Source organism: Pseudoalteromonas sp. NS-SX12 (assembly GCF_057367955.1).
Genome location: NZ_CM170635.1, coordinates 676,160 through 696,622, shown reverse-complemented (window position 1 = coordinate 696,622; position 20,463 = coordinate 676,160). Strand labels below are relative to the sequence as shown.

Here is a 20,463-nt window from a genome sequence, read left to right as displayed (position 1 = left end):
AATGGAAGAAGATGATTATTAAGCGCTTAATTTTAGTATTACTATGTGTTTTTGCTTTTATGGCTAACAGTACGTTGGCGAGTGAACATACGCAAAATTTACAAAATATGTTAACGCCAGCGCAAATGAAAGAGGATATAAATGCTTGGCAAGAGTTTGTAAATAACACTCACCCCGATTTAAGTATTCGAATTAAAAACACAACGGCATTTGAAAATTCCCTTACCGCCTTTAAACAGTCGATCACCAAACCAATGCGTGTAAACGACTTTTTGTCACAATTTGCACAATTCAATAGTCAGTTTAACGATGCGCATATGTTGGTTTTTACGCGTAGCCAAAAAGGACTCGCTAAAGAAGTGATTAAAAAAAAAGGGTTATTTCCTTTCGAAGTGACTGTTAACAAAGGCAAAGTGTATTTAGCAAGCTTACTTGGCGGCAGTGAAACATCGTTTGCTCAATCTGAGCTTATTAGCATTAATGATCAGCCAATTAATGCTATTTATAATACTTTAATTACGCGTATGTATGGCGATACCGTAAAACACCGTGAGCGTTTACTATCAGACAAATTTGCACTTTTTTACTGGTTGTTCGTCAATAAAACTGAGCATTTTAAGCTTGAAATTAAACAAGGTAAGTCTTCTCAAGTGATTGAGATGCAAGCTGCTAAAGTCTTACCTAAATCATTCAACAGTAAAACATTTGAACAAACGTTTAAGTTTGAAATTTTAAATCAGCAACATGCACTTTTAACAATTGATGAGTTTTGGTGGCAAGACAAAGAACGCTTTTATAGTTTTACTGAAAGTGTTTTTAAACAGCTAAAAGAGCGACAGATTCAGCAACTTATTATTGATGTTCGCAATAATGGTGGCGGCGATGACGATATGTGGAAACAAGGAATTGTAAAATACATCGCAAACAAGCCGTATCAACACACCAGTAAATATACTAAAAAAATCATTGCAAAATATATGGACGAAGGCGAAACCGAAGGCGAGGTGGTAACTAAAGTGTTTGACCGTTTTGAGCAACCAGTAAAAGATGAGCCGTTAAAGTTTAACGGTAAAGTTTCGGTTGTTGTAGGTGGTTATACATATTCATCGGCCATTTTATTTGCTAACACCATGCAAGATTTTGGTTTTGCTGAAATTGTGGGAGAAGAGTCTGCGGGCTATTCGTGGCAAACTGGGGGTATTCAATTTTTTACGCTCCCGCATTCAAAACTAAAAGCTGTAACACCTCGTTTTTATTTAGAAAGACCCAGTGGCTCACAAAAAGGGTTACCGGTCACACCGGATAAAGAATTGAAAGACGATGTGCTAAAGCCGCAGCTGCTAATTGACAAAATAGTGGATGAATTTAATACATTAGCCAATTAAACAAAAAAGCCTTTCCGCAGTTATAGTGGAAAGGCTTATTTTAATTGTTTTTTATAATGGTAAAACAGTTTTATTGTTTGCTTCATAGGCTGTCCTAAAGGTTACTTTGTTAGCATATAAATGCCGCCAATTGCTGCGCCAGTTGCGATTGCACTTGCCATACCCGCAGTAATTAAGCCTGCAATAACAAAGGTGCTAAGTGACGCGACCATCAAAATATCTACAGTGTTTGCATTGTTCATTTGAATTGTCTCTTAATTTTAATTGGTTATTTAGTTAATAAATAAGCGCTGCCAATCGCTGCACCAGTTACGATTGCTGTTGTCATACCAGCGGTTACTAAACCTGCAACTACAAATGTTGTTAAACCAGCTGCCATTAAAATTTCGATTGCGTTTGACGTGTTCATACTATGTTTCCTATTCAGTGTTGTTTGAGTAAAGCGTTTTGCTTGAGTTAAAGAATAGGCGAATTGACGCTACGATCCTGCCCTTTGTGATGTTTGGTCAAATAAGGTGATGTTTGGAAAATATCGGGGATAAAGTGTTTTTGAAAGGCGAAAAATTTAAATTGTTCTGATAAGCCAAACTAGGCGCGCGATTTGAAGCACCAATGCCAAATAAGGGCGGATGTTAATAGTTGTTTACAATATTGATAAAGCAATTAAAGCTAAAATCAATTAAAGTCACGCCGAATTTGAAATGCTTAAAAAATGCAAAGCTATTTGTTTTGTATTAAAAAATACAGGAAGAGCAATGTTTAACAAAAATAATAAGTTTGCATTTTATCTATCTATATCTGTAATGGTTATTACCACTACATTCATGCCTTTTACGGCGAATGCAAAACAAACACTTAATGAGTACATTCACACCGTGATGGCTGAACGGAATATTCCTGGTTTGCAGCTTGCCGTCGTTAAAGACAACAAAATAGTTAAGCTAGAAGGTTATGGCTTTGCTGATCTACAACACAAAGTACCAGTAACAAATAAAACACTATTCCCAATTAATTCAATGACCAAAGGTTTTACTGGCGTTGCAATAGTACAACTTGCTGAAAGAGGCTTGTTAGATTTGAATGACACAATTGGTACACATTTACCTGCTTTACCGAAAGCTTGGCATTCGCTTACCATCAAACAGCTAATGGCACACACCAGTGGACTGCCAGAAATTTTAGCCTCTACCAGTACGCTTGAGCTTATCGTCCCTTACGATATTGAATCCTCGTGGCAAGAAGTACAAAAGCGCCCGTTTTTATTTAAAACAAATGAATACTTTAAATATAACCAAACAGGTTATGTGATACTTGGCAAACTTATTGATAAATATGAACCAGCTGGCTTTCCAGCATATATTTCTGAGAATCAGCTTAAACCTGTTGGCATGACACAAACCGCCCTTGCAGGTTTTGATAACCTAGAAACCGTGGTACCCAATCAAGCAAGACAATACATTTACCAAGGTGATGGCGTTTATAAGAATTTTTACGGTGAGTTTGCTTATATTTTAAGAACCGCAGCAGGTATGAGTTCAACGGCAGCCGAGCTCGCCAATTATATGATTGCATTACAAAATGGAAAGTTAGTAAAGAATTTAGACACACTGTGGGAGCCTGTTAAACATAATAACGGCCGTACCGAAGGCTTTGGAAATAAAGAAAACGGCTATGCTATGGGTTGGCAAATTGGTCAGCGCAAATATCACCCTACAGTGAGCGCAAGTGGAGGCAATGCAACGACCCTGATCACATATCCGGAAGATAATGTCTCTGTTGTTGTGCTTACAAATTTACTCGGAGGCTTGCCAATTAGTTTTGTCGATGAAATTGCTGCTTATTACATTCCAGGTTTTAAAAATTCTGAAAAATTAAAAGCATATAAACCAATGGAATACCTAAATGACCTAGCAAAAAAACGTAACTTTAAAGACTTCCCAAGTATATTCGCAAAAGCAGAACAAGATACGGGTGTTATGTATGATCTGGACATTCTAGGAGAGTGGGGGTTTGCTTTATTGGATAAGAATCAAAATGAATATGCTGCAGAAGTTTTTAACTTTTTAGTTTCGCTATCAGACCAAAAATCGTATTTTAATTATGGTTTAGCGAAAGCTTACGACAACCTAGGGCGTTACCCTCAAGCACTTGAAAGCTATAAAGCTGTATTAGCAATCAATCCAAATGCCCAATTAACTAAAAAGCGCATTGCTGAGTTAGAAAAACATTTAAACTAAAACAATAACAAACAACGAAAAGCACTCGCTCAAAGCTTTGACGGGTGCTTTTTTGTAGAGGTACTCTAACGACTTTTTCGCTTTTGTTTGCACATTTTACTGTGCTTATAAGACTAACTTTGAAAGGTTAGCTGTAGAGCAAGTGTTAAACGGCATTAAAACTGCTTATTGAGCGCAAATTAATAGGCATTTCTGTGTGATTAAACGTATGATTAAACCGTAGTAACTAAAAGGTATTCCATGCGACGTTTAATCTCATTATTTATTGTTATCGCTTTATTGAGTGGGTGTAGCAATTCAAATTGGCGAACAGCTAGCCGAGAGCCAGCGGGTATCGCGCCTAATCCAATGCTAGTTAATGATGCGGTTATTGAATTTTATGGTGCCGATGCGTTTAGTTGGCGCGGCTGGTTTGCGGTGCATACTTGGGTCGCGATAAAGCCTGAGAATGCGAAAGAATACACCGTTTATGAAGTGGTAGGTTGGCGTGTAAAGCGTGGCTTACCAGCACTTAAAAAGTACACAACTCAAACACCTGACCGTTATTGGTATGGCGCAAAGCCAGAAAAAATTCTCTCAATCACCGGCGATAAAGCTAAAAAATTGATTCCAGAAATTATTGCTGCAACAGAGCGTTACCCATGGGCGAACGAATATACTTTGCTACCAGGCCCTAACAGCAATACGTTTCCTGCATGGCTAGGCTTACAAGTGGAAGAACTTGAACTCGATATGCCATTTAGTGCAATTGGCAGCGGTTACGCTGATACCGAAGTGGAAAAGTAACTCGGTTCCTATGTGTTGAGAATCAGCATGTGTAAGTTGCATGAGTTATCACGTTTATTGGAGAGAAGTTGCAACAAAAAAGCCAGTTGAATGATTCAATTGGCTTTTTAACGTTATTTATCAAGTGTATTTACTGCAAATAAACTGATTTGTACCACCTACAACTCGTTACTGTCACTTAGGTTACTTACGCCGTTGCTTGTACACTTTTGTTTGTTAAAGGAATACGTTTGCCATTAAGTAAAACACCAATCGCTGTGTTTCTAACAAGGAAATGATAGGTAATTAGCCCAATAATCATGGTGAGCGAAATAGACACTAAAAACTTTACCAAAGCCGGGATCGCAAGGTTAATAAGCGCAAACTGAATGTATAACAAAACTGGTACATGAATCAGGTAAAGCCAATACGACGCGTCAGACAAATAACGGCTTGTACTGTTTTCAACATTTAACCACTTGTAACCTGCAATAAAACCTACCGCAGTTAAGCTTAAAATGGCTATGGTTTGCGCAATAACAGGCACAAATGCAATCACTTTGGGCGCTGAGCTACCCGTTTTGGCGGCTTCAATAACTTGCTCTATAGTGAACGCAGGCGGCAATACATAAAAATAGGCAACGGTAGATACGGTTGCTAACAATAACAGCCAGTGAAATTGCTTTGCGATTTGTGCAATTTTATCGTTATGCTCAAAAAGCCCTGCACCCACTAAAAATAGCAGGCCATAAAAGCCAAATGACCAAAGCTCAGGGTATAGTTTATCTGGCGGTGGAAACGGCACCGCCACGTTAAGCATTGATATTGTAATTATTGTTGGCAATAAAACACACAAAAACAGCGGCTTCACAACCCACGAAAGTACTAAGTTATACGCCTTTTGACTTTTAGTAAGTAACCAAAACAGCAGGCAAAACTGCATTAAATTCCACAAAAACCATAAATGGCCTGTCGAAATTGGCAGGTCTTTTACTTGTTCAAATACCACATATACGGCGGGTGTGGTTTTTGCAAAGCCCAATCCCCACGTAATGGCGTGAAATGTTAAGCCAAATACAAATGGAATAAAGATGAAAAAAGGTAGTAACACGCGTTTAAAGCGGTTTTTTATAAAATGACGACTACCGCGTTTACTGATCAGTAACGCGGCGCAAAAACCAGCGATAACAAAGAACAACGGCATGCGAAATAAGTGAGACCAATTAGCAAAGTAGTTAAATAACACATGATTAGTCGTGTCGGCGGTAAACCACACATTTCGAAAGTAAGGACCATACGCTAGCGCTGCATGAAATGCGATACCGAGCAATAGCGCGATACAACGCAGGTTATCTATATAATGAAAGCGGCTTTGAGTGTGCATTCGTTCTTCCTTTAAACGTTAGCCAGTAAGTAAATAATTAAAACCGAGAATCACTCTCAACAAAGGTGCCGTTGTTATCGCCACTCATTTTTGAGTCTTTGGCTTATATAGTTGAACGCTGTCAGTAGCGAAGTCTAAAAACAGTTTAGTTACTTCGCTCGTTATCAGTTCGCTCAATGGGCGAAATACACGGTCATCCTTGCATGATGTATACGCGTTAATATTACCAATAAAAGTAATAAAATCTAAGTGTTAGATTAAGGCGGTCACCACATTAGCGCCGCTTTTCAACACAACAAGCACGACAAGGGATGGTGCTTATTCAGGTGTTTGTTTCGCTGCTGGTTTTAGTTAAAAAATAAATAATTTCTTACAATATCAATCACGTAATTAAAACTAAGAGCATTTAAAGTAAAGAGCAATATTGATGAACACTAACCATTAGGAACATGTATGCGCGTTAGTCACAAGGTAAAATTCGGATTAAGCTTTTTAGTTACCGTAATGATGGGCCACGTACATGCTGATCAGCAGCAACTGCTCGCGTACGATGGCAAACACGGTGATAATTTTGCTTACGGCGTGGCGATTGATGGCAACACCATTTTAGTCGGTGCACATAAGGCGGATAGTAAAAACGCGCAAGATAGTGGTGCAGGATATATTTATTCACTGGGCTCAAATGGTTGGCAGTTTCAACAAAAGCTTATTGCAAGCCCTGCGTTTTCCAACGATACCATGGGTGGTAAGGTTGCATTAAAAGGTAATATGGCGCTTTTGGGTGCAATTGGTCGAAGCGATAAAGGCGAAAATGCGGGCGCGGTAATAAGTTTCGAGCGCGCATCTAATAACTGGCAACAAACACAAGTACTGGGCGCATTTGACGCAAAGCCTGGTGATTCGTTTGGGCAAAGTATTGCGCTTACAGAAAAAATATTAGTAATCGGCGCACCAAAAAGTGATGCTATCGGCAAAGATGCGGGGGCGGTTTACGTTTACCAGCGCGTTAATAATGCTTGGCAATATCAGGTAAAACTTACCGCAAGTGATGGGGCTGCGGGCGATCTGTTTGGAATTAGCCTTGCTATAGATGGTAATACAGTGCTTGTGGGCGCAGATTTAAATGACCAGCAAAACAACAATGCTGGCGCGGTTTATGTGTTTGAGTTTAATGGTGCGTCATGGCAGCAACAGGCTAAATTAGTGGCATCTGATGGCGGCGATACCGACATTTTTGGTGTGCGTGTTGCGATATTTGGCGATACCGCGCTTATTTCTGCGCGTCGCGATGACATTGAGGGAGTTGGCAAAGACGCAGGATCTGCGTATATTTTCGTTCGAAAAAATGGCAACTGGCGCCAACATCAAAAATTACGCTCGCCCGATTTAAAAGCCGATGATAGATTTGGCCGAGGCGTTGCAATACAAGGTAATACCGCACTTGTTAGCGCAATGCACCATGATGCCAGTGGTGAAAACGCCGGTGCAGTTTACGTTTTCAACAAAGCGGGCGATACATGGCAATATTCATCGAAAATAATGGCCGAAAACGCTGCTCCTCACGATAAATTCGGCTGGAACATTGCAATGTCTGATCAGCATGCCGTTATTGCAACGCCTAATCGCGATGATAACGGTGAGCAATCGGGCGCTGCGTACGTTCATACATTGCAAACGACTAAACCGTAACGCTAATAAGTTAATTGAGTAGTGCTCAGGCCTTGGAAATAGGGCACTTTTTTAGTGTAAATTTAGCTTAGTTAATGCCACCGCATTTAAATTAACGTAAAATAAGCCATAATCTTTGTTTATAGGTGCAGGTTTGTCGCACTTTATAAATACACCCATATATTTTGTAGGTAAAGCACTGCAGAATATTTCTGTCTGAAGGCAATCATGAAAAAAACATTTGAATTAACACACCCAAAAATTAAGTTAGCAAGACGTGTTGACGCGGTTAAACATGAAATCAAAAAATACATTAAGCGCGAGCGTAATAAAAAGCTACCAACTGGCGCGGACTATTGGGATTTTGATTGTCAATTTGGCAACACAGAAGCAGAAGCAAAGCCAATTCACTTATCGCAAATTAATAAGCTAATTGACCAAACGCAAGTTGAAAACTTAACGTCGTTCTACGTTGAGATTTTAGCAAAGCCAGCGGTAAGACAATCTCGCATTGAACAAGATGACGATTTTGATCTTGACGATGAATTTGATCTTGATGACGAAGACTAAGCACTTCAGCTAAGTCATTTGGCTTGGTCGCTAAAAACACTAAGCTATTTATTGCAAAAAACCGAAGCACAATGCTTCGGTTTTTTTATGTTGCGATAGTCGATTAAGTATTAAATAAACTGAGGCTATTAATTAGAAGCTTTAATTTATTTGATAGTCACAAAGCGCTTGGCATAGTCATTAGTTGCATTTTGCTAGGTTTCTCCTTGCTAAAATGGACGAGAGCCAAGTAAATAGTAAAATGCCCAGCATATCAGCGGTGTAATCAAATATATCTAACGTTCTTGTTGGTAAAAAATGCTGACTTAATTCTTCAAACGTCACAAATACAAAAACAATCGCCGAGCCCCAAAATATTTTGATTTTACCTAACTTGAACACCTTAAACTTAGTCGCAAGGTTAGCAAGTAAGGTGAGCACGCCAAATAACCCGAGATGCCCGACCTTATCACCATATGGAATTAAGCGAACAAGCTCAAAGAAAATGCTCTGTTGCCCTGTATTGGCTAGGTAAATAATCCAGATAATAAATGCAAAGAACAAACTGGATAGGGTTATTGTTAATTTATACATAGGTTTTTTCTTTTTGTATCTCTTCCATATTTGTTCTGTTATATGTTTCTTTCGCGATTTTTGATGCTGAACGTATAAATTAAATAAACAATAATGTGAATGAATAAAACCGGTACTACTAATAAAAGATCTATTCTAATATTTGTTTCCGGAGTTAAGGACAACTCGGCTAAAAAAGCTAACGCAACAATTAACATTAATGAAATATTAAGTTTATTTTGAAGACTTTGTTTATATTCTAACCCCATACTTCTGCTTTTTAGAACCAACAGAATAGCCGAGCAGGGTATTAAGAGCTGGCTTGCAAAGCAAAATAAATAAAGATACTTCCAAGGTTCATTTTCATAGGTAGCTTGCCCTATGTATGCATTACTTGCGATAAGAAAAGATAAAGTAAGAACATACAAAAATGAATAAAATAAATATTTCAAATTAAACTCCTTCCATGAAAACGCCTTGCTTAACCAGCGCAGAATAGCAGGCTAAAATTAGCGAAAAGGAGCGCAAGCCTGCTGTTTTGCGCTCTTTTAGTTAAAACGTTTGTTAGCTTTAGTTTTGCTCTAAATTTTCACGACCAGAATATAGTAATGTAAGAAAGAATAGTGAAAGTAAATCTATCCCGACTCCAAACCCTAAGCCACTTCCATAAAGAATATTGTAGGAAGGATTAAAAATATTAGCTTTGAGAGCAATACCATCTTGAATAACTATCATTAAATAGCCTAAGCCTGAATAGCTATAATAAATAAAGCCTAAGTTGACGGTCAATAATTGTAAAATTTGATTTATTATAGATAAGTTGAACCCCAGCTTTTCTCGTTTGAAAAGATAATAACCAGCTACTCCGTTAAAAATAGCAATACAAAAAGGTACTATATTTACCCAAGCTTGTTGTTCTGAATTAAAATTTATAAAACCCGCATAAATGAATGCAATAGCTGTAATTGCCTGAAGCCAAGTTACAATTTTCAGGCGGTTTTCAGTTTTTATGATAAAGCTCTCATTCTGTTCTTTTTCGTATTTTTGAACTTCATCCTTTCTTGAATTCAATTCTTCAATTAGTTTTTTATAATTATCAGGATAAGCATCCTTATCAATTGTTTCTAAACTCTCTTTTAATTCACTTATTGAATAGCTTGAATAGTTCACAAATACTCCTAGAAAGCTTACAGCTTATTAGTGTGCATTTCGATTTAAGGAAGCTATCTACAACCTTAAACTCGCAGGCTAATAAAACTTTTATTTAATACTTTTAGAAGGTTATCAGTAGTTTGTGACGCTAGCAACGTGAAAATGGTTTGGTAAATATGTGCCATTACATAACCGCGCCTAAAATGGCGCGTTGGTGGCTAATTCTACTCAAACCTGCATTTTTGCAAAGGTGAACAGCCAACGCTAATTTTTGATAGAGCAAAATTGAACGTCTGTTATTTGCTGTAAGAAGCAGAGTTTAATAATGGCTCAATGACATAGCTAATCATAATAACAGCATCTTTATTTATCCATGCTGAGTCATTCTATAAGAAAACGAGATTCTTTTTGGCACTGGTTTATATAGTGATACATCCGATCACAGATTTAGCAGATGTAACGTTTGTTTTAAAAGCCTACGTCAGTGATGTTCACATCTTAAAGGCGGTTTAGTTTATGCAGTTTATCGGCGCTTACGTTTATTTGATTTCTTTTTGCTTGATGTATCTGGCATAGGTTCAAAATTGCCATATTCATCGTCATCAAACTGATTCGTTTTGGACTTTTTACCTGCCGTTTTGCCTTTTTTAGGCTTGCTAATGCCTTGCCCGCCCCACAATTGTTCGGCACGTTGAATACTTGGTATAAATCCGGCGACCACCTGTTGTTCAAACTTACGATTGATAAGGCGTTCAATGGCATTCAATTGTTTGCTTTCATCGCTGCTAAATAACGAGATAGACACGCCTTTTTTGCCAGCACGTCCGGTGCGGCCAATGCGATGCACATAATCTTCCGCCACATAAGGTAAATCGTAGTTAATAACGCAAGGTAGGTGGTTAATATCAATACCACGTGCGGCAATGTCGGTAGCAACAAGTACGTTTATATCGTTGTTTTTAAATGCTGCAAGCGCCTCAGTACGGGCGTGCTGTGTACGATTAGCGTGAATCGATTCTGCGCTTATACCGGCTTCTTTTAATGTGGTTACGAGTGCATCGGCACCTTGTTTGGTGCGGCTAAACACCAATACTTGCTGCCAGTTATGTTTTGACAATAAGTGAATTAACACATTACTTTTTTGATTTTTATCAACGTGGTAAAGCGTTTGCTTAATGTTGTCAACCGTTGTATTGGCGGCTTCAACGTCAATCAATTGTGGCTCGTGTAACATGGTATTTGCGAGCGTTTTAATCTGATCAGTAAAGGTTGCTGAAAACATTAACGTTTGGCGTTTATTCGGTAATAACTCGCTGATTTTTTTTATGTCATCAATAAAGCCCAAGTCCAGCATGCGGTCGGCTTCATCGAGTACTAGGGTGTGTAACTGGTCAAAACAAACGGCGTTTTGTTGATGTAAATCGCGCAAGCGCCCAGGCGTTGCAATTAACACATCAATGCCTTGCTCAAGTGCGGCTATTTGCGGCTCAATTCGCACACCACCGAACACCGCCAATGAACTTACATTTAAGTGTGCGCTGTAATTGCTCACACTGGTGGCTACTTGTGCAGCGAGCTCGCGGGTAGGCGCAATTATTAACGCTTGTACATTTTTTGTCGTTGTTTTTTCAGTAATTAATTGCAATACCGGAAGAACAAATCCGGCTGTTTTTCCGGTACCCGTTTGGGCAATGGCTATTACATCTTGGCGTTTTAAAATAGTTGGAATTGCTTCACGTTGAATAGCAGAAGGCGTATCGTAACCTTGCTCTGCAATTGCGGTTAGAAGTGCGTTGTTAAGACCAAGGGTTTTAAAACTCATGTAATGTGTTCTCAAAAGAATGAATAAGAAAAGGGTGCATATTAAGAAGCTAAGCAATAAGCACACTTCATTGCGAGCTGTATTCTATCACCTTTTGGCATTTTAGTAATTTTGAGAATGGAGTGTATAAATGAAATGCTCGCGCAATTGTTTAACTGCGCGAGAATAAATAGCCTGAGTGTTTAAGCTTAACGTAGCAACATGTTTGCCGCCATGATCACCAATAGCACTGCAAAACTCTTTTTAATGGTGCTAACGGGTAAGTGATGAGTTGCTTTAGCGCCAAGCGGGGCGGTAAACCACGAAGTACAGACAATGCCAAATAGTGCAGGTAAATACACAAAGCCGGCGAAACCTTGCGATAAACTTAGCTGTTCACTACCCGACACAATATAGCCAACCGAGCCAAACAGTGCGATTACAATGCCACAGGCTGACGCGCAGCCAATCGCTTTTTTCATATTCACTGAAAAAAATGTCAGTAGCGGCACAAGCACGGCGCCACCACCTATACCAATCATTGCCGATAAGCCGCCAGTAAGTGTGGTAAGCACAGTCAGTAGCCCTTTATTAGGCAGTTTACGCGTTGTGTCATCAGTTTGAGTGTTATCAAACATCATTTTTATGGCAATAAATATAACGCTGATAACGAATACTAAACGTACGGCTTTTTCTGGTAGCAGTGCAGCCATAAAGCCACTTAGTAACGCACCTAAGGCAACGCCTGTCATAATCCAAGGCGCGAGCTGCCAAGGCACATTGCCATTTTTATGGTGGGCAATGGCAGAGGAGGTTGATGTAAACAAAATAGATGCAAGGGATGTGGCAACTGCGGTGATCACAATTTGCTCTTGGGGTAGCACGGCAAAGTGCAACAAAATCATACTTAAAATTGGTACAATCACTAAGCCGCCGCCAATTCCCAGTAAGCCTGCAAGAAAGCCAACGCCACTGCCTAACACTGCACAATAAACAAATAGTTCGATTAGTTCACTCATTCCATCGCCTCGTTTTTTTAGTTGATTTGTCGTCGCTGGCGTTGGAGCAGAAACTTTTAGATTCGCTTATGCCTACAACAAAAGCGCAAAAGTATAGCAATATTATGTGTAATTACAGATAGATAAACTGCAACTACGCCGTGAGCAATATTCACATTCAACATGAAGTAAATTTGATTTGGCTATTTGGACACCTAGATGTCTTAACTTCTTTTGTCTGGTGGATGCTTTTTTGTTGTAAAAAGTGCGAAGCGAAGTTCTAAGAAATGAATATGCTTCACGTTTTAAGTGAAAGAAAACCGTTTTTCTTTATGGTACTGAGCGCGTATAAATTACTCATCTTTTAACGTGAACTTATTTTCAGTCACCGCAAGTGAGCCGTAATACAGATTTAAAACGGCAGTAAGTGAAATGGAAATACACTGCATTTACACATTGGACACACGTACACCATGAATAACGAATTTACTTTTACTGTTAAGCGTTTTCCGTTAGACGAAAACTATCACCCATCAAACAGCACACGTATTACAACCAACTTTGCGAATTTGGCGCGAGGTGAAAACCGCCAACAGAACTTACGCAACGCATTAACCATGATTAATACAAGCTTTAATGCGCGCGCTAAATGGGATAATAAAAATGGCCAGCGTTACTCAGTTGAGCTGGATATTATTTCGGTAGATATGGAAATAGCGGGCAGTAGCGAGGCGTTTCCGTCAATTGAAGTATTAAAAACCAATATTATTGATCATGAGACAAATCAGCGCTTTGAAGGCATTGTTGGCAACAACTTTTCTTCGTATGTGCGTGATTATGATTTTAGCGTGTTACTGCTTGAGCATAACAAAGACAAGCCATCGTTTAGTATTCCTGAAAACTTTGGCGAATTACACGGCAAACTGTTTAAAAGCTTCATTAATTCAGAGGTATATAAAAACAACTTTAACAAGGCACCAGTTATTTGCTTAAGCGTTTCGGATAACAAAACTTATTTCCAAAGTGATAATCAGCACCCCGTGTTAGGCACCGAATATGTGCCAAATGAATCGTCATTAACGGAGCAATATTTCAAAAAAATGGGCCTACAGGTACGTTACTTTATGCCGCCAAATAGCCAAGCGCCGTTAGCATTTTATTTTGTTGGCGACCTGCTAAACGATTACACCAATTTAGAACTAATCAGTACGATAAGCACAATGGAAACATTCCAAAAAATCTATCGTCCAGAAATTTATAACGCTAACGCAGCGGCATGCAGTTGTTATCAACCGAGCTTAAAGAATCAAGATCACTCGTTAACGCAAATTGTTTACGACCGTGAAGAGCGCAGCCAACTGGCAATTAAACAAGGTAAATTTGCACAAACGCACTTTATTGAACCTTATCAATCGCTACTTGAAAAGTGGTCGGCAAACTTTGCTGCTTAAAAATCGGAATTAGCATTAACTATGAAAACATTATTACCGACATCGACCGCGGGCAGCTTGCCAAAACCAAGCTGGCTTGCAGAGCCAGAAGTGCTTTGGTCACCATGGAAATTAAGCGGCGACGCACTTATTGATGGCAAACACGATGCACTAAAAGTATCGCTTCATGAACAACAACAAGCTGGCGTAGATATCGTCAGCGATGGTGAGCAAACGCGTCAGCACTTTGTAACAACCTTTATTGAACACCTCGACGGTGTTGATTTTGAAAATCGCAAAACCGTGCGCATTCGTAACCGTTATGATGCAAGCGTACCAACGGTAGTCGGCCCCGTGGCAAGAAAAGCCCCGGTGTTTGTTGAAGATGCAAAATTTTTACGCGCGCAAACCGACAAACCAATTAAATGGGCATTGCCTGGCCCAATGACAATGATCGATACCTTGTATGACGATCATTATAAAAGCCGTGAAAAACTTGCGTGGGAATTTGCCAAAATTCTTAATCAAGAAGCAAAAGAACTCGAAGCTGCGGGTGTTAATATTATTCAGTTTGACGAGCCAGCGTTTAACGTGTTTTTTGATGAAGTAAATGACTGGGGTATTGCGTGTTTAGAGCGCGCGATTGAGGGCTTAAAGTGCGAAACTGCAGTGCATATTTGCTACGGTTACGGCATTAAAGCAAATACAGATTGGAAGAAAACCTTAGGCTCTGAATGGCGTCAATACGAAGAAGTATTTCCTAAATTACAGCAATCGAATATTGATATCATCTCTCTTGAATGCCATAACTCGCGTGTGCCAATTGAGTTACTTGCACTTATTCGTGGCAAAAAGGTAATGGTAGGGGCTATTGATGTAGCGACCGATGATATTGAAACGCCAGAAGAAGTCGCCAATACGTTGCGCGAAGCGCTGAAATACGTGGATGCAGATAAGCTTTATCCATCAACTAACTGCGGCTTAGCGCCGTTATCACGTGAGGTTGCGCGAGCAAAACTGAATGCCCTTGCACAGGGCGCAGCCATTGTGCGGGCAGAGCTAAACGCTTAGTAGGTTGACCGCTACATAAGCAAAAGAAAAGCGTACGGTTAATACTGTACGCTTTTTTATCGTTAGCCTGCTTGTTGACGCTGTTTTTTATATTCCGATGCGGTTTGTCCCATAATTTCTTTGAATGCTTTGCTGAAGGTAACACGGTTTGCAAAGCCTGATTCAAACGCAATTCGCTCCAAAGGCCAATGAATATTTGGGTTATCAATAAGCGAAATAGCGTGTTGAATACGGTATCCATTAATAAGACGATAAAAGTTTGTTTGCATGCTTTGGTTGATCACTTGTGACAGGGTATGCGCTTTTATATCGGTTTCGTGTGCGAGCGTGGTTAAAGTGAGTTTGTCATTTAAATACAGTTGTTTTGCCTTAATTTGTTGTTCTAAGTGCTTGGCAACTTGATTACTTTGTTGCTCACTTAAGGAGGAGTGAAAGTACTTAATATTGCTGCTCTCATCTTTATTTTCCGAATAATTTTGCTGTATTACAGCATGCTCTTCTTTGCTCATAAGCAAATCAGTTTTTTGCATTGCGACATAACCGATTGCTAAAATGATCACAGCAATAAATAGCAGCCAAATATCACTTACCAATGCAAGTGTACCAATTTCGAAAAATTGCTGACCAATAAAGAGACCCACCCACATGAGTTCTAGTAAAAAGAGTGATACCACTAAAAACGTAAGCTGTTTTAATACCGCTTTACTGTTATCTGCACGTAAGGCGTTACATACTTTTTCAAACTTTTGAATATGCTGCCAACTCAAAAATAAATAGATGCTTAAATGTGTTTTGATTGCTAAAAACAATAGAACAAACTTGAGCGGAATTACGCGGGCTTCGGTTTGTGACAAAACAAATTGCCACATAGTGACTTTAGCATCGAGCGATTGAAACACCGATGGTGCGTTATAACACCATAATGAAATTGCAGGAATAAAGTGAAGTATGAGTTGATATGTCTTTGGTTTCTCTTCGCCTACCACTAAGCTGACATAGATAAACACCAACGGACCAATGAGCAATACTTCGCCAGGAAGCAAATCCATAAAATGGGCTAAATGCGGGTATAACCCAAGGTAAAGCGCACCTGCTTCAAATAATTTGTAGCTGATTATTAAACATACCAAGGCGAGCCATTTTGCGGTAGTAATATTAGTTAGTTTGGTTTTTCGCCATAAGCTAATCGCCAGCATTAATGCGTGGCTAAAAGCGATAAAGTAAATAACACCTAAAACTGTTTGTGGCATACTTTTTCCAAATCTTGAAGTTATGCTTCTCAGCTTAACTATAAATTTTTTGACAGTGTAAAGTTCAAGCTATTCTTACAGCTTTTTAAATCGTTTACATGCTTAAATTACCAACGTGTTTAACCTAGAAATGGTTGAAGGGAGGCAAAAACGCCATCTCGTTTAAGTTTGCGTAGAAAAAAGAATAGAAATTTTAAGTGTTTTTAATAATCTAAAAATCAATGGTTTACAGTCTTAATTGTTAACCTCAAGCTAGTTTTACACATGTTTTTTCATAATAAGTAAGCTTATTTATCGAATTAAGTTGTTAAGGATAAATAATGTTTTCTTGGAATAAAAAACACGTGCTTTTCTTAAGTGCCATCATAGTGTTGGTACACATTTTATCTGTGCCATTAATGGTACAAGCAGCACCTAAAAGTGCGTCTAGCCACAAGTATTTTCGCCATATTATGTTTCGTGAATCGCCTTATGCGCCTTATCGTGGCATTCACACAATTTCTGAAAAAGCATCTCAAAATAACGCGCATTACCAATTTAGTTATGATGAAAATGGACGTATTAGCGAGATACGATACCAAATGAATAATCAGCTGATTAATGGAAATGAAGTGTGGGATTCGTTTATCTGGTTTTCGCCAAAAGTGGCTATTAGCTATCATAAAGATAAAGAAATACACACTTATTATGACGCGCAAAATAAACAAACCTCTGCGCATGGCAAGGTATATCGTGCCGTTTATGCTTTAGATAAAAAGGGGAAGCGTGTGGGCCTGAGTTTTTTTGATGAACATGCGAGACCAGTTGAAAGTGCGTGGCATATTCACCGCTATGAGTGGCGACACGAAAATGGCAAAGTATATGAGAAACGCTTTAATTTAAATAATGAGCAGCAGCCACTTCGACCTGAATTTACGTTTTATGAGGTTGAGCTCACATACGACCATGACAACAAACTTAGTTTTGTAAAAAACTTAGGGTTAGAGGGAAAGCCGACAAATAATGACAGTGGTGCAGGCATCGATCGTATTATTTATGATCAACATGGCAACTTTACGCGCTGGCAAGTTTACGATAAAGACGGTAATCCGGTAGAAGGCAATCGACCTATGGTGCATATGGGCGAACATCTTTACGATGAATTTGGCAATAAAGTAGGGCTTAGAGGGTATGACAAGTTTGGTCAGCGTAAAGTATTTAGCTGGGGCGCGTTTGAACACAAAAGCACTTATTACCCAAATGGTAACCAAAAAAGCCATAAAATCTTTGATGAAAATGGCCGTTTAAGTCGTTACTTAGTAATCGAGTATAACCAAACTAATTCACATATCTTATGGTTGAAGTCGCTGGATGAAAAGGAGCAATTGTCACCTAGCTCAATGTTAGGCGGCGCGGCAGCATTAAAGTTCGACTATCAAGCCGATGGCGGTGCAAAACGCACTTTGTTCAATCGTGATTTAACAAAGTACACACCAAAACAAACAGAGTCGGCTGAATAACCATGTTGTTACGTTATTCTTTACTACTTTGCCTTTGGTTACAAAGTGCTTCTGTGCTTTATGCTAGTGAGCATAATTTTAATCAACATTATCAAGCGTTAGTTGATGACGTAATAAACAAGCCATATTTGCAACCGCAACTAGATTTCTCTAATGCGATAGAAAGATTAAAAAAACAGCCCAAAATTGCAGAAAACACTGTAAGCGAATGGCAGGCAAAATTACAAAAGTTAACGCCACACACCACTTGCCAGAAAATTGCATTTCAGAGTTTAGAAAATCACCTACGACGCATTAAAGTGCGTGAATCGTTAAAGAGCCAATTGTCTAAAGAGAGTCAATACTCGGGCGATTTTAGTGCATTACCAAACGGTAAGTTATGGTATTTACACTGGCTCGAAACCTGGCTAATGGATGATGTAACACCCTCTGAATTACAAGAAATCGCATTTAATGAGCTTCAAGTTGCGTTTGCGCAGTATCAAAAAATGAACGCCCAAGCACGTGCGAGCACAGCAGCTATTCCAGCAGTTGAACACCAGAAAATCGTGGCGGCGTTTATAACCAGAGAGCAGAAAGTGAAAGCAAAGTTGCAGACAATGCTAAATTTACCTGAGTTTGATGCGCCTTTAACTATTGCACCTTCAGGGTTGCCAGAGAGTTTTCCTGCGCCTGGTATTTATGATAATCGAACCCAACGTTTTCTTTATCATCCCCAAAATGGCGAAATGCACTTATCGCATTTTGATTGGCTTTATTTACACGAGGGGATCCCCGGCCACCATCTTCAGTTTAACGTGGTGAGTACTGAGAGCTTATGTCCAACGAGTGCAATTGTGCCTATTCCTTTTGTCAGTAGTGAAGGGTGGGCGGCCTATGTTGAAACACTCGGAAAAGAAATGGGGCTTTATAAAATGCCTTCATCTGAGGCGTATGCGTTAAAGTGGCGTGTATTACGCGCGCTTAGAGTGTTAATTGATATCGGCATTCATTACCAAGGCTGGCCGGATGAAAAAGCCAGAGTGCTTTGGCAAACATATCTGCCAGAGCACCCAGAAATCATGGTTCGTGAAATTAATCGTATTAAAAACTGGCCGGCACAAGTTATTACGTATGTGTATGGCAAATATCGAATTGAAAAGGCGATTGAACCATATAGAAATAATCGAACCAGAGCGCTTAATCGAGTATTGCGCTTGAGTAATCAACCGCCATTGGCATTAGAACAGTTAGCAGATTTTATGCCGCTTGATGATAATAAATAACAAGGAAACATCATGACATTAATAAAAACGAACTTACTGGCATTAAGTTGTCTGACTATGTTTATGCTATCAAACCAAAGTAGTGCAGCGGATGTAAAAAAAGAGTCTCAAAACACCTTACCTAGAGCCACATTACTTGGCGTAATGCCAAATAACAATCATCAAAACCAAGGGGTGATGCTGGCACATGTGGCACCTAATAGTACCGCATCTACATTGGGGTTAACGGTTGGTGATGTGATAACACAAGTCAACGGTACGCAGATTAATGACTTTAATCAGCTCTTATCAGCAGTGCGACCACTTAAATCAGGAGATGACATTGGTATCTCGTTAGTGCGCGATAAAAAGGTACTGACTGTGTCGAATAAAATGCAGCCTCGGCCATACGAAACAAGCGATTTTGCTGAGGTTGAATACAGTAAGGTGAGCTATCAGGGAAATATACTTCGCAGTATTGTGCATATTCCAAATGGCTTAAAAGCCAATGAAAAAGCGCCTGCTATTTTCTTTATTCAGGGTTATACCTGCGATTCTATAGATTATGGCATGATCCCTAATGTCACTACGCGACAAATGATCGACCAATTTACGAATGCAGGTTATGTAGTTTATCGTGTAGAAAAGCCCGGACTAGGCGACAGCATCTCAGACAAAGCATGCCGAGATATTGATTTTACAACAGAATCAAACGCATTTTTGCATGGTTTAACGGCGCTTAAAGCACACAAAAACGTCGATCCAAACAAGGTGTTTTTATGGGGGCATTCGCTCGGTGTGCTCCATGCCCCTGTGATTGCAAAGCAATCTCCAGTTAAGGGCATAATAGGGTATGGTGGTGTAGCCAAAGGTTGGTACCAATATATGCTAGATATTTATCAAAAGCAGTCAGTGAAACATTTTGATGTTAGTAAAGCGCAAGCATTGGAAAATACACAGCTGGTGACACCATTTTTAGATATGTGGCTAAATACAGATACCCCATGGCAGCGCATCGTGAGTGATGAACGTGTTCAAAAAGCAATTGCAGCAAATTTGGTTGATATAAATGGTGAGTTATCGGTAAATCGTCATTACAGTTTTTTCAGGGATTTGAATCGCTATAATTTTAGCGCTTTGTGGCGAGAGCTAAATACGCCTGTGTTGATGATGCATGGCAGTTTAGATATTCAAGCCATTGAGCCATCGTGGGCATTTGATATCGCGAAACTATCGGGCAGGCCACAAAGCAAAGGGCTTGTAATCGAAAATGCGGAGCATGCATTTATGCGCTTTGACAGTAAACAAGCTTATATGCGTGCGCGTCAATCTCGTCAATATAACCCAACAGAACCAAACGAATTATTTGATGCACGCATAGGGGAGCACACTATTCATTGGCTTGCGCAATTTAAGTAAGGTTCGCAAATGTTGTTACAAATGTATTTTTAAGGGAA

The 20,463-nt window shown here is 39.3% G+C and carries 19 protein-coding genes; 10 read left to right on the top strand and 9 right to left on the bottom strand.

The features are described from left to right. Positions 1–11: 11 nt before the first annotated feature. Positions 12–1,385, top strand: coding sequence for a S41 family peptidase (locus AC2IOM_RS17310; RefSeq protein WP_486360604.1), 1,374 nt, complete (start codon positions 12–14; stop codon positions 1,383–1,385). Between the two features lie 101 nt (positions 1,386–1,486). Here AC2IOM_RS17310 and AC2IOM_RS17305 read toward each other — a convergent pair whose 3' ends face one another. Together AC2IOM_RS17305 and AC2IOM_RS17300 are read right to left on the bottom strand one after the other, a co-directional pair. After that, positions 1,487–1,627, bottom strand: a complete 141-nt coding sequence (locus AC2IOM_RS17305) for a hypothetical protein (RefSeq protein ID WP_486360603.1) — start codon at positions 1,625–1,627, stop codon at positions 1,487–1,489. Positions 1,628–1,653: 26 nt separating this feature from the next. Beyond that, positions 1,654–1,794 (bottom strand): hypothetical protein, encoded by a 141-nt coding sequence (locus tag AC2IOM_RS17300; RefSeq protein WP_158683525.1) that lies wholly within the window; start codon positions 1,792–1,794, stop codon positions 1,654–1,656. A 346-nt stretch (positions 1,795–2,140) separates the two neighbouring features. Here AC2IOM_RS17300 and AC2IOM_RS17295 point away from each other — a divergent pair, with 346 nt between their 5' ends. Beyond that, positions 2,141–3,622: a serine hydrolase domain-containing protein gene (locus tag AC2IOM_RS17295; protein WP_486360602.1), complete on the top strand. Its 1,482-nt coding sequence runs from the start codon at positions 2,141–2,143 to the stop codon at positions 3,620–3,622. Positions 3,623–3,862: 240 nt separating this feature from the next. Further along, on the top strand, positions 3,863–4,408 hold the full coding sequence (locus AC2IOM_RS17290; protein ID WP_486360601.1) for a DUF3750 domain-containing protein: 546 nt from the start codon (positions 3,863–3,865) through the stop codon (positions 4,406–4,408). A gap of 187 nt (positions 4,409–4,595) precedes the next feature. On the opposite strand, the gene AC2IOM_RS17285 is transcribed toward AC2IOM_RS17290, so the two are convergent. Beyond that, a complete protein-coding gene (locus AC2IOM_RS17285) occupies positions 4,596–5,771 on the bottom strand; it encodes an acyltransferase family protein (RefSeq protein WP_486360600.1) in 1,176 nt (391 codons plus the stop codon). Between the two features lie 453 nt (positions 5,772–6,224). On the opposite strand from AC2IOM_RS17285, the gene AC2IOM_RS17280 reads away from it, so the two are divergent. Both AC2IOM_RS17280 and AC2IOM_RS17275 read left to right on the top strand, forming a co-directional pair. Beyond that, on the top strand, positions 6,225–7,460 hold the full coding sequence (locus tag AC2IOM_RS17280) for an FG-GAP repeat protein (RefSeq protein WP_486360599.1): 1,236 nt from the start codon (positions 6,225–6,227) through the stop codon (positions 7,458–7,460). 207 nt (positions 7,461–7,667) lie between these two features. Further along, positions 7,668–8,009 (top strand): DUF6172 family protein, encoded by a 342-nt coding sequence (locus AC2IOM_RS17275; RefSeq protein ID WP_486360598.1) that lies wholly within the window; start codon positions 7,668–7,670, stop codon positions 8,007–8,009. A 180-nt stretch (positions 8,010–8,189) separates the two neighbouring features. Here AC2IOM_RS17275 and AC2IOM_RS17270 read toward each other — a convergent pair whose 3' ends face one another. The 5 genes from AC2IOM_RS17270 to AC2IOM_RS17250 form a co-directional block, all read right to left on the bottom strand. Beyond that, on the bottom strand, positions 8,190–8,582 hold the full coding sequence (locus AC2IOM_RS17270) for a VanZ family protein (RefSeq protein WP_486360597.1): 393 nt from the start codon (positions 8,580–8,582) through the stop codon (positions 8,190–8,192). A gap of 38 nt (positions 8,583–8,620) precedes the next feature. Next, complete coding sequence (locus AC2IOM_RS17265) at positions 8,621–9,013, bottom strand: hypothetical protein (protein WP_486360596.1); 393 nt, start codon at positions 9,011–9,013, stop codon at positions 8,621–8,623. 118 nt (positions 9,014–9,131) lie between these two features. Beyond that, entirely contained in the window at positions 9,132–9,731 is a 600-nt protein-coding gene (locus tag AC2IOM_RS17260) for a hypothetical protein (protein ID WP_486360595.1), read from the bottom strand. Positions 9,732–10,236: 505 nt separating this feature from the next. Beyond that, a complete protein-coding gene (locus AC2IOM_RS17255; RefSeq protein WP_486360594.1) occupies positions 10,237–11,535 on the bottom strand; it encodes a DEAD/DEAH box helicase in 1,299 nt (432 codons plus the stop codon). Positions 11,536–11,723: 188 nt separating this feature from the next. Continuing rightward, a complete protein-coding gene (locus AC2IOM_RS17250) occupies positions 11,724–12,533 on the bottom strand; it encodes a sulfite exporter TauE/SafE family protein (protein WP_486360593.1) in 810 nt (269 codons plus the stop codon). A 452-nt stretch (positions 12,534–12,985) separates the two neighbouring features. On the opposite strand from AC2IOM_RS17250, the gene AC2IOM_RS17245 reads away from it, so the two are divergent. Both AC2IOM_RS17245 and AC2IOM_RS17240 read left to right on the top strand, forming a co-directional pair. After that, on the top strand, positions 12,986–13,963 hold the full coding sequence (locus AC2IOM_RS17245; protein ID WP_486360592.1) for a DUF1852 domain-containing protein: 978 nt from the start codon (positions 12,986–12,988) through the stop codon (positions 13,961–13,963). Positions 13,964–13,984: 21 nt separating this feature from the next. Then, positions 13,985–15,013: a methionine synthase gene (locus AC2IOM_RS17240; protein ID WP_486360591.1), complete on the top strand. Its 1,029-nt coding sequence runs from the start codon at positions 13,985–13,987 to the stop codon at positions 15,011–15,013. A gap of 62 nt (positions 15,014–15,075) precedes the next feature. On the opposite strand, the gene AC2IOM_RS17235 is transcribed toward AC2IOM_RS17240, so the two are convergent. After that, a complete protein-coding gene (locus AC2IOM_RS17235) occupies positions 15,076–16,263 on the bottom strand; it encodes a helix-turn-helix domain-containing protein (RefSeq protein WP_486360590.1) in 1,188 nt (395 codons plus the stop codon). A 320-nt stretch (positions 16,264–16,583) separates the two neighbouring features. Between AC2IOM_RS17235 and AC2IOM_RS17230 the strand changes: the two genes are divergently transcribed. Genes AC2IOM_RS17230 through AC2IOM_RS17220 form a run of 3 tightly spaced genes read left to right on the top strand, consistent with a single transcriptional unit; the run spans position 16,584 to position 20,425 of the window. Further along, positions 16,584–17,762 (top strand): hypothetical protein, encoded by a 1,179-nt coding sequence (locus tag AC2IOM_RS17230; protein ID WP_486360589.1) that lies wholly within the window; start codon positions 16,584–16,586, stop codon positions 17,760–17,762. A gap of 2 nt (positions 17,763–17,764) precedes the next feature. Further along, positions 17,765–19,027 carry a DUF885 family protein gene (locus AC2IOM_RS17225; protein ID WP_486360588.1) on the top strand — a complete coding sequence of 421 codons (1,263 nt, stop codon included), beginning with the start codon at positions 17,765–17,767 and terminating at the stop codon, positions 19,025–19,027. A gap of 12 nt (positions 19,028–19,039) precedes the next feature. Then, positions 19,040–20,425, top strand: a complete 1,386-nt coding sequence (locus AC2IOM_RS17220; RefSeq protein ID WP_486360587.1) for an alpha/beta hydrolase family protein — start codon at positions 19,040–19,042, stop codon at positions 20,423–20,425. The last annotated feature ends 38 nt before the right edge of the window (positions 20,426–20,463 follow it).

What these genes read in the sequence shown, in the direction of transcription:
- AC2IOM_RS17310 (WP_486360604.1), top strand. Translation starts at nt 12, where the DNA reads ATGATTATTAAGCGCTTAATTTTAGTATTACTATGTGTTTTTGCTTTT.
- AC2IOM_RS17305 (WP_486360603.1), bottom strand. Translation starts at nt 1,627, where the DNA reads ATGAACAATGCAAACACTGTAGATATTTTGATGGTCGCGTCACTTAGC.
- AC2IOM_RS17300 (WP_158683525.1), bottom strand. Translation starts at nt 1,794, where the DNA reads ATGAACACGTCAAACGCAATCGAAATTTTAATGGCAGCTGGTTTAACA.
- AC2IOM_RS17295 (WP_486360602.1), top strand. Translation starts at nt 2,141, where the DNA reads ATGTTTAACAAAAATAATAAGTTTGCATTTTATCTATCTATATCTGTA.
- AC2IOM_RS17290 (WP_486360601.1), top strand. Translation starts at nt 3,863, where the DNA reads ATGCGACGTTTAATCTCATTATTTATTGTTATCGCTTTATTGAGTGGG.
- AC2IOM_RS17285 (WP_486360600.1), bottom strand. Translation starts at nt 5,771, where the DNA reads ATGCACACTCAAAGCCGCTTTCATTATATAGATAACCTGCGTTGTATC.
- AC2IOM_RS17280 (WP_486360599.1), top strand. Translation starts at nt 6,225, where the DNA reads ATGCGCGTTAGTCACAAGGTAAAATTCGGATTAAGCTTTTTAGTTACC.
- AC2IOM_RS17275 (WP_486360598.1), top strand. Translation starts at nt 7,668, where the DNA reads ATGAAAAAAACATTTGAATTAACACACCCAAAAATTAAGTTAGCAAGA.
- AC2IOM_RS17270 (WP_486360597.1), bottom strand. Translation starts at nt 8,582, where the DNA reads ATGTATAAATTAACAATAACCCTATCCAGTTTGTTCTTTGCATTTATT.
- AC2IOM_RS17255 (WP_486360594.1), bottom strand. Translation starts at nt 11,535, where the DNA reads ATGAGTTTTAAAACCCTTGGTCTTAACAACGCACTTCTAACCGCAATT.
- AC2IOM_RS17250 (WP_486360593.1), bottom strand. Translation starts at nt 12,533, where the DNA reads ATGAGTGAACTAATCGAACTATTTGTTTATTGTGCAGTGTTAGGCAGT.
- AC2IOM_RS17245 (WP_486360592.1), top strand. Translation starts at nt 12,986, where the DNA reads ATGAATAACGAATTTACTTTTACTGTTAAGCGTTTTCCGTTAGACGAA.
- AC2IOM_RS17240 (WP_486360591.1), top strand. Translation starts at nt 13,985, where the DNA reads ATGAAAACATTATTACCGACATCGACCGCGGGCAGCTTGCCAAAACCA.
- AC2IOM_RS17235 (WP_486360590.1), bottom strand. Translation starts at nt 16,263, where the DNA reads ATGCCACAAACAGTTTTAGGTGTTATTTACTTTATCGCTTTTAGCCAC.
- AC2IOM_RS17230 (WP_486360589.1), top strand. Translation starts at nt 16,584, where the DNA reads ATGTTTTCTTGGAATAAAAAACACGTGCTTTTCTTAAGTGCCATCATA.
- AC2IOM_RS17225 (WP_486360588.1), top strand. Translation starts at nt 17,765, where the DNA reads ATGTTGTTACGTTATTCTTTACTACTTTGCCTTTGGTTACAAAGTGCT.
- AC2IOM_RS17220 (WP_486360587.1), top strand. Translation starts at nt 19,040, where the DNA reads ATGACATTAATAAAAACGAACTTACTGGCATTAAGTTGTCTGACTATG.